Genomic DNA, 10632 nt, shown 5'->3' on the forward strand with positions numbered 1-10632 from the left:
CTTTTCAAAATATCACTAGCACCGAGGTAAGCTGATTGGATTCGAGACTTACTGTTAAAATATTGCTCAGTACGGCTAGTGTTGAAAATACTGTTAGCGCCCAGAAGAGGTCGTTCTCTGCCAGATAATGCCCATGGTAATGATGTGATGATCAGAACCACTGCTATAACATTGGCAACTTGACGTAGCTTAATTTGGGACAATACTATTCCAACTACTGCAGAAAAAAGTAAGAAAATTGGTAAATGAAGCCGACTGTTCCACCATTGCCATTTCAACAGGAAACAAAATAGCAGAAATATGCTAATAATCACAGCAATGTAACTGATTATATAGCGTTGCTTTCGACCCTGTCGTTGGATGAAACAAGCGATGACTGAAAAAACGATTAAAACTAGATGAAGGGTGTTGCTGGTGTTGTTTTCCGTAGCATTAATTCCCAGAGTTGATAAGCTACCAGGAATCCCAAAGTTTCCGGTATAGGTAGTGCGGGGGTCACTAATATCTACACTTAAAACAAGATGGCATAAATTAATTATCTTATTAGATATAGCATTAATAATCCCAATCGGTGTTCCCAGGTGAAGACCAATATTTCTCAAAATATTGGAGACTAATACTGACGTTGTAAAAATTTCATTAGTATATCGTAGTTCTTCTGAAGCCGTGGCAATTGGAGTGCCATACAATTCAAAGTTACGGATATAGTGACCAAGATTAAGTAAAATAACAATAACCCCTACCGCTAAAATTGGCTTCCACCATCGCCAACGTAGGCGCTTAATCATCATCAGTGAAAACCAAATAAATAAGGGTAATGTATAAATATAGGCTGTTGCTTTCGTAACAATAGCCATCCCCATGGTAGCACCAACCCCTAATATATTAATCCAGCTAACTCTGGATTTGATAGTCAAAATAATAAAGTAAGCCAAACAAATCACCCAGAACGAAACCACATAATCATTCTGGGTACTTGACCCTTGTAGGATTCCCATGGGAATAGTCGCAGCGACGACAGCAGCAAAAACCTGTCCTCGTATCGCCGCTCCCAATTCTTTAGCAATCAGAGATACCCCAATCACGCTACCAATCATACTGAACCATTGGACAAGATTAGCTAAGCGATCGCCCCCACTCAGGAGTTGAAAATGCATGATCGTAAATTCAGCCCAAGGGTTTTGGTAAAGCTGTCTGGGAATATGGGTAGGATAATGAGCAACACTGTGATGCTGCATCCAATGAAGGACACGACTCATGTGGTAAGTCATGGAATCCCAGGTATTGGGAGGCGCAACGATAGCAGTTAAGCCTACGGTAGCGACCAGAAATCCTATACCTCCAAGTAATACCAGTAAAAAACCAGAGATTTGGGCATTCCCATTGTTTGGATTTTGCCCATTCGTGGAGGGTGAGCTTTGCCCAATCCCATTTTGCCCAATCCCATGTTGTGAATCCTGGGTGCGGGTGACTCGTCCTGGTTTAACAGTCCGAAAGTAAGCAAAAATCAACGTCAGACTCAATAAACCCCAGATTCCCGCTATCCAACCCCAAGTAATTAACTTAAATAAACTTAAAACTTCAGTGATAAAGGTTAATAAGACTCCCCAGGTAATAGCTGCCCACAATAGGGAACTACGCCAGCAATAATTGTAACGATAGATGAAGAGAAATAAAACAGTGAAGGTAATCAGAGGGAGCAAAGCCAACATAGTTAGTTATTATAGCAAAGGGAGTAGGGAATAGGGAATAGGGAATAGGGAATAGGGAATAGGGAATAGGGAATAGGGAATAGGGAGTAAGTGATTAACCAAAAGTTCATGTAGGGTGGGCAGTGTATCAGACAGATTCCGAAGTTTGTAATAGGGTTGCTCGGCACTGCCCACCATCGGATTATGACTGCCCACCATCAGATTATGACTAAGGAAAAAGATTGTATTTTAGGATACATAATATTGCCCGAAACCCATCCCTCCAGCCAATTTTTTTTCCTTCTTCGTAAGTGCGACCATAGTAAGATATTCCTACTTCATAGATGCGGCATTTCTTTTTGGCAACCTTAGCAGTAATTTCTGGTTCAAAGCCAAACCGAGATTCTTCGATTTTGATAGATTGGATAAGATCACGCCGGAATGCCTTATAGCAGGTTTCCATATCGGTAAGGTTAATATTGGTAAACATATTGGAGAGCATGGTTAAAAATTTATTGCCCACCATATGCCAGTAGTACACTACCCGATGGGGACCACCGCCAGCGAAACGGGAGCCATAAACCACATCCGCTTTGCCATCAATAATCGGCTGCATTAACAAGGGATATTCCTGGGGATCGTACTCTAAATCAGCGTCTTGAACGATTACGATATCTCCAGTAGCCAAGCCAAACCCAGTCCGTAAGGCAGCTCCTTTGCCCCGATTCTTGTGATGATAGACAACATGGTCAATCTGGGATTCTAGTGATGACTCTAAAATCTCTCTAGTGCCATCCGTTGAGTAGTCATCGACAACAATAATTTCGCACTCTTTAACCGGAGATGCTTTGACAGCTTCAATAACATTGGCAATTGTGTTGACTTCGTTAAAACAGGGTATTACAACACTTAGCTTCATAAGCTTAATCCTTAATAATAAGCAAATAATTTGATTAGCTTAAAACTTTACATAATCTTTACATAATCCCCGCCTAATTCCCCTAGCCTTTGGTTAAGTAGAGAGTTTGAGCCCCTAAACACATCACGAAATATTTACATAACGTCAGTTACATAAAGTTATGGGAAGTTTCCCCGTGATTAGATGGGATTGAACCCTCAAATTCAGGGCACGACCAGGATTGATAGACAGGTTTGAGGTTGACTACTTGACACCCTGAATAAATTAGTATAATTCTACTGTAGGATTATAAATAGATCAACTAAATAGAGCAACATAGAGCAACTAACATAGAGCAACTACTAAACCATTACGCTCAAGCCTGATTGGGGAGTCGTTGCTCATTACTCATTAGTATTTTGGTAAGCATTCAGCCGTCAGCGGTCAGCCGTCAGACTTTGGCTGATAGCTTGTAGGGTGGGCAAAAACAGTTTGCTTCTTTTGAGTATTCTAGATTATACTACTTTGCCCAACCTACTTTAATTGGTCTGATCCGCGACACGCTGATAGCAGCTTGTAGGGTGGGCAAAAACAGTTTGCTTCTTTTGAGTATTCTAGATTATACTACTTTGCCCACCCTACTTTAATTGGTCTGATCCGCGACACGCTGATAGCAGCTTGTAGGGTGGGCAAAAACAGTTTGCTTCTTTTGAGTATTCTAGATTATACTACTTTGCCCACCCTACTTTAATTGGTCTGATCCGCGACACGCTGATAGCAGCTTGTAGGGTGGGCAAAAACAGTTTGCTTCTTTTGAGTATTCTAGATTATACTACTTTGCCCACCCTACTTTAATTGGTCTGATAGCACTGATAGCTGATAGCTGATAGCTGAATGCTTACGTATTTTGACTAATGACTGATAACTAGTGACTAATAACTAAACTAATGACTAATGCCATAGGCTTGATAGCACTAGGTATTAGGCGCGCTAGACATTAAGTACTAACACCATTAACCCAAAACCTAACATCTAACATCTAGCACCATTAACCTAAAAAAAATTCCATCAACCAAGAGAGTATGTCTTTGGATACCAGTAATGACTACATAACACCAGAAGAATCTCACCTTAGTGATTCTTCCTTATCCTTGGTGATTCCCACCTATAACGAGAGTAGAAACATCGGGGAGCTAATTAGAATCCTGAGCAATTTGCTCGATGAAGCTATACCAAACCAATACGAACTAATTGTAGTAGATGACGATAGTCCTGATCGTACCTGGGAAATCGCCCAGGCTCTGATGTCGGACTATCCACAGTTACAGGTAATTCGCCGTCAGCATGAACGGGGGTTATCTACAGCAGTTATTCACGGCTGGAAGGTAGGTACTGGAAAAATTTTGGGGGTAATTGATGGGGATTTACAGCATCCACCAGAGATATTAGTAAAACTTTTGGTAGCAATGGAGGATGGAGCCGATATCGCTATTGCCAGTCGTCATGTAGACGATGGTGGTGTTAGTGATTGGAGTGTAGTGAGGCGTTTCTTATCCAGAGGTGCTCAACTTTTAGGATTATCGATTTTACCAGAAGTTATCGGTCGTGTTTCTGACCCAATGAGCGGTTTTTTTATGGTACGCCGTAGTGCCATTCAGGAAAAAGACCTCAATCCTCTGGGGTACAAGATTCTAATTGAAGTGCTGGCTAGGGGAAAAATTGGCCGAATTGCAGAAGTTGGCTATGTATTTCAAGAGAGACTCTCAGGAGAGAGCAAAGTTACCTGGAAACAGTATGTAGACTATATTAGACACTTACTCCGGTTAAGGTTTTCTCTCGGAACCATTGGTAAACTTAGAAAAGGCATTCCCTTCCCCTTAAAGCGGTTTATTCGTTTTGGCTTAGTGGGATTCAGTGGGGTATTTGTGGATATGACTGTGCTTTACTTACTCCATGACCCTGCTAGTTTGGGTTGGGGACTCACCCGCAGTAAAATTATTGCTGCTGAAGCGGCTATTCTGAATAACTTTATTTGGAATGATGCCTGGACATTTAGGGATATAGCGAGTCAGCAGTGGGGATGGGGTAAGCGCTTGAAACGGTTTTTGAAGTTTAACCTGGTCTGTTTGATCGGTTTGTGCCTAAATGTGCTGTTGTTGAATCTGTTGTTTAATCTCCTGGGAATTAACTATCTGATTGCAAATGGTATTGCGATCGCAGCCGTTACTTTCTGGAATTTCTGGATTAATCTAAAACTCAACTGGCGAGTGACGCAAAAATAATGATAACCGGTTGACTGTTGACTGTTGACTGTTGACTGTTGACCGTCAACAGCAAAAGGTTTTAGGGAGTCGGGAGCGGTGCGACCCGTGGCGAATTTAATTCGCCAACGGAAAGCGCACCGAGGGAGTCGGGGTAATAAAATTGAATGTACTTCATAACAATGAATATCATCTATGGTAAACCTATATGGTAAACAAATTGCAGCAAACTCGTAGATTTACATCAACTTGGTTAGGGCTTTTAATTATTATCCTGTTGATGCTAGGAATAGTGTTTCGATTCGTAAATATTGACAAAAAAAACTACTGGATTGATGAAACCTTTACCTCGCTACGGATTTCTGGTTATCGATTGTCAGACATGATACCAGAAATTTCCAAGGGGGATGCGATCGCTATTAAAGAATTACATAAGTATCAGCAGAAAAATCCGGAAAAAACTTTGATTGGTACGATTAAGGGATTGGCGTTTGAAGAACCTCAACATCCCCCATTATATTACGTGATGGCGCGATTTTGGGGGCAGTTATTTGGGAATTCAGTAGCAGTGAGGAGAAGTTTTTCAGCTCTGATTAGCTTGCTGATGTTTCCTGCTATCTATTGGTTATGTCAAGAATTATTCGAGTCGTCCTTGGTGGGATGGGTAGCTATGGCCTTAGTTGCCGTTTCTCCCTTTCAGGTATTGTATGCCCAAGCAGCAAGACAGTATGGCTTATGGGGCGTAACTATTTTGCTATCAAGTGCAGCACTGTTACGGGCAATACGCTTAACCAAACCAAGAAACACCACCAGTAAGATTAGAGACATCCTACACTTTATCTCTACCTGGGGAATTTACGCCCTCACGTTAGTGACAGGATTTTATACCTTTTTATTTTCTATCTTAGTAGCCATCAGCCATGGCATCTATGTACTGGTAACAGAACGGTTCCGCTTCAGTAAAATTATTGTTTACTATGGGCTATCATCGTTAATGGCTTTGATGGTATTTGTCCCTTGGTTACTGGTTTCTAACAGTAACCTTTCTAAGGTATCCAGCAAAACCAAATGGGCACTCAAAGAAGTTCCCTTATCATCATTAGCCCAAACCTGGCTGATTAATATTAATCGGAGTTTCTTTGATCTCAACCAAGGCTTAAATTTCCCCAGCGTAGTGGTCTCTGTAATAATCTTAATCCTAGTCGGCTATGCCATTTACTTTCTCTGTCGTCATAGTCCCAAACGAGTTAGTCTATTCATCTTGACATTAATTGGAGTTACCGCCTTAGCCCTAGTGCTACCGGATTTAATTTCCGGAGGCAAGCGTTCTAGCGTAACTCGCTATCTAATTCCCTGTTATCTTGGTATTCAGCTAGCAGTTGCTTACCTATTTACTAACAAAATAACTAACAAAGTAACTAGTATTTTTCAGGGAGTATGGCAACAGAAGCTATGGCGACTCGGAATGATTTTGCTACTGTCTGGTGGAATTCTATCCTGTGTGATCAGTTCTCAAGCAGAATTTTGGTGGAACAAGTATACTAGTGCTAACCATACCCAGGTAGCAGCAATCATTAACCAGGCTGACCAACCCCTCTTGCTGACAAAAAGTCTGGAAGTGATCTCCCTGTCTTACCTTCTCGACTCCAAAGTGAAGTTTTCTTGGTTAAGCGACAAATCCGTAAAGATGCCTAATGGCGAAAAAAGCAAACAGTTAATCATCCCCGAAAATACCGATGAATTCAGTGATGTATTTTTATATAATCCATCTAAGGAATTGCGAGAAAAATTCGAAAAACAATACAACTATAAATCAGAACTTATTGGCAAATGGAACCATAAACTTGAACCAACCTACGAAATTAAAACGTTTCTGTGGAAACTAGTAAAGCAATAAACTTAAGCATTCAGCTATCAGCCGTCAGCTATCAGCCGTCAGCCGTCAGCCGTCAGCCGTCAGCCGTTGGCCTTTGGCCACGCTACTTGAGGTGCCGTCAGCTAAGAGCTCACACTACTTGAGGTGCTGCGCAAACAGTAGCCTGACCACAGGCCCAAAGCTGAATGCTGATAGCTGAATGCTGATAGCTGAATGCTGATAGCTGAATGCTGATAGCTGAATGCTGAATACTTACGTCTTGTTTATAATAATCCCTAGAATAACAGGAGCTTGCTCATGGCAATGATTTGCCGTAAATACGGCTTACTCTACCTGATGGCACCGCGAACTGGTTGCACAGCAGTAGAAGATGTCCTCGAAAAAAAGCTAGAAGGTGAACTAGTCCCCCCCCAAGACATCCTAGACGCCAACGGAAAATTTTTGATGCACAGAAGACATCATTCTCTACGAGAGATGTTCAGACGCAATCTTTTGACAGAAAAAGAGGCAGCATCTTATCTAAAATTTAGTTGTATTCGCAACCCTTTTGACAGTTTAGCTTCCGACTATGTAAAAAGAGCCTCAAAATACCAACACTTTATCGCTGACTCCACGTCATGGGTTCACCGTCTACCGGGTTATATAGAAGACATGGAATTTTGCAAAACCCATTCATTTAATGATTGGATTGAAAAACACTATGGCTCTATTTACGGCAATGGACTGAAACGAACCGTTCAATCCCTGGTTCGGAATACTAATCGAAACCGACTTAAACAGTTTGTAGGTCTTCCCGCTGAACCGTATACACTCTATGGAAGTTATACCAAAGGTATGGATAGTGTAATGCGTTTTGAAACCCTTCAGGATGATTTTGACAGAGTCCTGGATAAAGCTGGAGTGCCTTTCAAAGTGCAAATACCAGTGATCAACAAAACCGAAGAAAGAAAGACAGACTACCGGGATTACTATAATGAGCGATCGCGAAAAATTGTCCAGTACGTTTTTAACGAAGAAATAAAGCGCTACGGTTACGAATTTTGAACAAGCTAGTAGCGGTTAGGGCATGAGCTGTTACCCTTGAGCTGATCTCTAACCGCTTTAAGGCGATTAAGTATAAATTACTATGCCATCTGCTACGCTCAAATATGCCTATTTTCCCGGCTGTGTTGCTCAAGGAGCCTGTGGAGAACTATACCAATCTACGTCAGCTTTAACCCAAGCGCTAGGTATTGAACTGATTGAGTTGAAAAAAGCTGCTTGTTGTGGTTCTGGTACCTTCAAAGAAGATTCCCAACTCCTAGAAGACACTGTTAACGCTCGCAATATCGCCCTAGCTGAGGAGCTGAATCTACCCCTGTTAACCCATTGCAGCACCTGTCAGGGAGTAATTGGTCATGTAGATGAGCGTTTAAAGGAATTCCAAGAGACCGACACAGCTTATGTGGAAAAAGTCAATGGCTTGCTGAAAAAAGAAGGCTGTTCTCCTTACAAAGGCACTACGGAAGTCAAGCATTTACTGTGGGCATTGGTGGCAGATTACGGCATGGAAGCCCTAGCCGCACAGGTGAGTCGTAAGCTAACTGGACTCAAATGTGCTGCATTCTATGGTTGTTATTTGCTGCGAGCTCAGACATCAATCCCCTACGATGACCCAGTGCATCCAGAATCCATGGAAACTGTATTTCGCACTGTAGGAGCAACACCTGTATATTACCGAGGTCGTACTCAATGTTGTGGTTGGCCAATTTCTAGTTATGCCACAGAACAATCCTTCAAGATGGCAGGGAGGCATATTCAGGAAGCCTTGGATGCTGGTGCCGACTGCATGGTGACCCCTTGTCCGTTGTGTCATCTTAATCTGGACTCCCGTCAACCGGAGGTAGAAAAGGTGATTGGGCGTCAGTTCAGGTTACCAGTATTGCATTTACCCCAGTTAGTTGCCCTAGCGCTAGGGGTTAGTCCAAAGCAACTGGGTTTAGAACGGCACGTGGTTTCGACTGGACCTGTATTAGAGAAGTTGGGCCATAAAGTATGAAGTGTGACCTATCAAGTGTGAAGTCTAAATCCGGTTGACGTAAGCATTCAGCTATCAGCTATCAGCTATCAGCTTATGCGCGATGCGTGGCTATCGGCCAAGGGCAAATCCCCAGACTTTCAATTCTCATTAATCTGGAACTATTAAATTATCCTTTTCAAGGTTTATTTTAAGCTGTCAGCCGTGAGCTAAAAGCTGACGGCTGACAGCTGACGGCTGAATGCTTACCGGTTGACTAATTATCATCTCCCTTATCGGGTAATGGGTAATTGGTAGTTAACGATTACCCATTACCCATTACCTTTTGTCTTTGCCAGACATATTTTCAAGAGAAAAGCACCCCCTCGGGGGTGCCTCATCAGTTACCATCAACAGCAGCCAACTGCTGATGGAGGGATTTCAGTCTCAACTATAAACTGTTGTATCTAAGCTGATGCTTCGGTTTCAACCGGGTAAACGCTGACTTTTTTTTGGCTTTTACCCCTTCTTTCAAAAGTGACTATGCCATCAGCCATGGCAAATAGAGTGTCATCACCGCCGCGACCAACATTGGTACCAGGATGAACCTTAGTACCTCGCTGACGTACCAAAATGTTGCCAGCCTTGACAAACTGACCACCGTAGCGCTTGACTCCTAGGCGTTTGGAATTAGAGTCACGACCGTTACGAGTACTACCTGTTCCTTTCTTATGAGCCATAATGTTCCTTTATATTTAGGTGTTTTTACGGGAATTTTGAGGTAATTTTGCCCTATGCACAAGTCTGAGCCATAAACTATTCCGGAGCAGTTTCAGCGGTTTCCTGAGTTGCTGGTGCTTCAGTTGCTGGTGCTTCAGGGGCAGTTTCTGCTGAGACTGGTGCTTCCTCTGCTTTGGAAACCGAGGCGAGCACAGAACCATTCATACTAATAGCATCAATCATCAGACGGGTTTTTTCCTGTCTGTGTCCCCGCTTCTTACGGGTTTTCTTCTTGGGCTGCATTTTGTAGACGATGATTTTGCGATCGCGAAAGTGTCGCATCACCGTTCCTTGTACGGTTGCTCCTTCAACTAAGGGCTGACCGATGCTGATTTCACCATCATGATTAACGAACAGGACTTTGTCGATGGTGACATTTTGCTCTGGTTCAACGTGCAGTAATTCGATGTCGTAAAAGCGACCGGGTTCTACTCGCAGTTGCTTGCCACCAGTTTCAATAATTGCGTAGGTCATGGATTTGTTTTTCTAGAGTTGCCGTACAGGTAGCTGGTTAGTGTTGGTTCCGATAGATAGGATTTCTTGCTTCTGCCAGCTTTTGGTATGCCTTCACCTGATCCGAGCAGGAATCGACACGTAATCTATGATTATCTTTGATTAGTTACTCTTTGTCAAGACCATAACCGTGAATCCTGACAGCAAATCTACCAGTAGGGTGATCTTACTGGTAGATTTGATGCCCAGTTTTTCATAAGTCCTGATAAATTTGTAAAGAAGTATTGCTAAAAGACGTTGACACTAAATCCTATTTTTTTTTACTCATCCACTCTAGCTCTAGCAGCAAACAACTCGGTTCTAACTAACCTCACCGCTATTGTTAACCAAATCTTAAATGGCATATCTAATGTACTCTTCTTTAGCATCGGTGGTATGCCACTGATTGTCTTGTGGCTAGTCTGTGGTAGCCTATTCTTCACCTTCAGGATGAACTTCATCAACATCTGGGGATTTCGACACGCCATTGACATCGCCTTAGGCAAATACGAGCAACCCAACCAAAACGGTGAAATCTCTTCCTTTCAAGCTCTATCAACTGCCCTATCCGCTGGTGTTGGACTCGGTAGCATTGGCGGTGTTGCCTTTGCCATCAGTATCGGAGGACCAGGAGCTGC

At 42.5% G+C, this 10632-nt stretch carries 11 protein-coding genes; 6 read left to right on the plus strand and 5 right to left on the minus strand.

The annotated features are described in order from the left end of the window. The 3 genes from F6K38_RS28380 to F6K38_RS28390 all read right to left on the minus strand — a co-directional run. The coding region (locus F6K38_RS28380) for an ArnT family glycosyltransferase (protein ID WP_287358410.1) at nt 1-1712 on the minus strand (1712 nt) is incomplete at its 3' end. Nucleotides 1713-1721: 9 nt separating this feature from the next. Then, on the minus strand, nt 1722-1910 hold the full coding sequence (locus tag F6K38_RS28385) for a hypothetical protein (protein WP_008188473.1): 189 nt from the start codon (nt 1908-1910) through the stop codon (nt 1722-1724). 10 nt (nt 1911-1920) lie between these two features. Then, nucleotides 1921-2610: a glycosyltransferase family 2 protein gene (locus F6K38_RS28390; RefSeq protein WP_008188476.1), complete on the minus strand. Its 690-nt coding sequence runs from the start codon at nt 2608-2610 to the stop codon at nt 1921-1923. Nucleotides 2611-3671: 1061 nt separating this feature from the next. Between F6K38_RS28390 and F6K38_RS28395 the strand changes: the two genes are divergently transcribed. The 5 genes from F6K38_RS28395 (at nt 3672) to F6K38_RS28415 (ending at nt 8764) form a co-directional block, all read left to right on the plus strand. Beyond that, on the plus strand, nt 3672-4871 hold the full coding sequence (locus F6K38_RS28395; RefSeq protein WP_287358413.1) for a glycosyltransferase: 1200 nt from the start codon (nt 3672-3674) through the stop codon (nt 4869-4871). Nucleotides 4872-5058: 187 nt separating this feature from the next. Continuing rightward, nucleotides 5059-6747: a glycosyltransferase family 39 protein gene (locus F6K38_RS28400; protein WP_287358415.1), complete on the plus strand. Its 1689-nt coding sequence runs from the start codon at nt 5059-5061 to the stop codon at nt 6745-6747. Continuing rightward, nucleotides 6726-6869, plus strand: coding sequence for a hypothetical protein (locus F6K38_RS28405; RefSeq protein WP_165691865.1), 144 nt, complete (start codon nt 6726-6728; stop codon nt 6867-6869). The genes F6K38_RS28400 and F6K38_RS28405 overlap by 22 nt, the downstream gene beginning before the upstream one ends. Nucleotides 6870-7023: 154 nt before the next feature. Next, entirely contained in the window at nt 7024-7770 is a 747-nt protein-coding gene (locus tag F6K38_RS28410; protein WP_287358416.1) for a sulfotransferase family 2 domain-containing protein, read from the plus strand. Between the two features lie 82 nt (nt 7771-7852). Next, nucleotides 7853-8764, plus strand: a complete 912-nt coding sequence (locus F6K38_RS28415; protein WP_287251649.1) for a CoB--CoM heterodisulfide reductase iron-sulfur subunit B family protein — start codon at nt 7853-7855, stop codon at nt 8762-8764. A gap of 425 nt (nt 8765-9189) precedes the next feature. On the opposite strand, the gene rpmA is transcribed toward F6K38_RS28415, so the two are convergent. After that, complete coding sequence (rpmA, locus tag F6K38_RS28420; RefSeq protein ID WP_008188487.1) at nt 9190-9462, minus strand: 50S ribosomal protein L27; 273 nt, start codon at nt 9460-9462, stop codon at nt 9190-9192. A 76-nt stretch (nt 9463-9538) separates the two neighbouring features. Next, nucleotides 9539-9976, minus strand: coding sequence for a 50S ribosomal protein L21 (gene rplU / locus F6K38_RS28425; RefSeq protein ID WP_008188488.1), 438 nt, complete (start codon nt 9974-9976; stop codon nt 9539-9541). A gap of 276 nt (nt 9977-10252) precedes the next feature. On the opposite strand from rplU, the gene F6K38_RS28430 reads away from it, so the two are divergent. Further along, the coding region (locus F6K38_RS28430) for an alanine:cation symporter family protein (protein WP_287358418.1) at nt 10253-10632 on the plus strand (380 nt) is incomplete at its 3' end.

The organism is Moorena sp. SIO3B2 (assembly GCF_010692525.1).
Lineage (GTDB): Bacteria > Cyanobacteriota > Cyanobacteriia > Cyanobacteriales > Coleofasciculaceae > Moorena > Moorena producens.

Excerpts from the sequence above, each read along its gene's own strand:
- F6K38_RS28385 (WP_008188473.1), bottom strand. The coding sequence starts at position 1,910 with ATGGTGGGCAGTCATAATCCGATGGTGGGCAGTGCCGAGCAACCCTAT.
- F6K38_RS28390 (WP_008188476.1), bottom strand. The coding sequence starts at position 2,610 with ATGAAGCTAAGTGTTGTAATACCCTGTTTTAACGAAGTCAACACAATT.
- F6K38_RS28395 (WP_287358413.1), top strand. The coding sequence starts at position 3,672 with ATGTCTTTGGATACCAGTAATGACTACATAACACCAGAAGAATCTCAC.
- F6K38_RS28400 (WP_287358415.1), top strand. The coding sequence starts at position 5,059 with ATGGTAAACAAATTGCAGCAAACTCGTAGATTTACATCAACTTGGTTA.
- F6K38_RS28410 (WP_287358416.1), top strand. The coding sequence starts at position 7,024 with ATGGCAATGATTTGCCGTAAATACGGCTTACTCTACCTGATGGCACCG.
- F6K38_RS28415 (WP_287251649.1), top strand. The coding sequence starts at position 7,853 with ATGCCATCTGCTACGCTCAAATATGCCTATTTTCCCGGCTGTGTTGCT.
- rpmA (WP_008188487.1), bottom strand. The coding sequence starts at position 9,462 with ATGGCTCATAAGAAAGGAACAGGTAGTACTCGTAACGGTCGTGACTCT.
- rplU (WP_008188488.1), bottom strand. The coding sequence starts at position 9,976 with ATGACCTACGCAATTATTGAAACTGGTGGCAAGCAACTGCGAGTAGAA.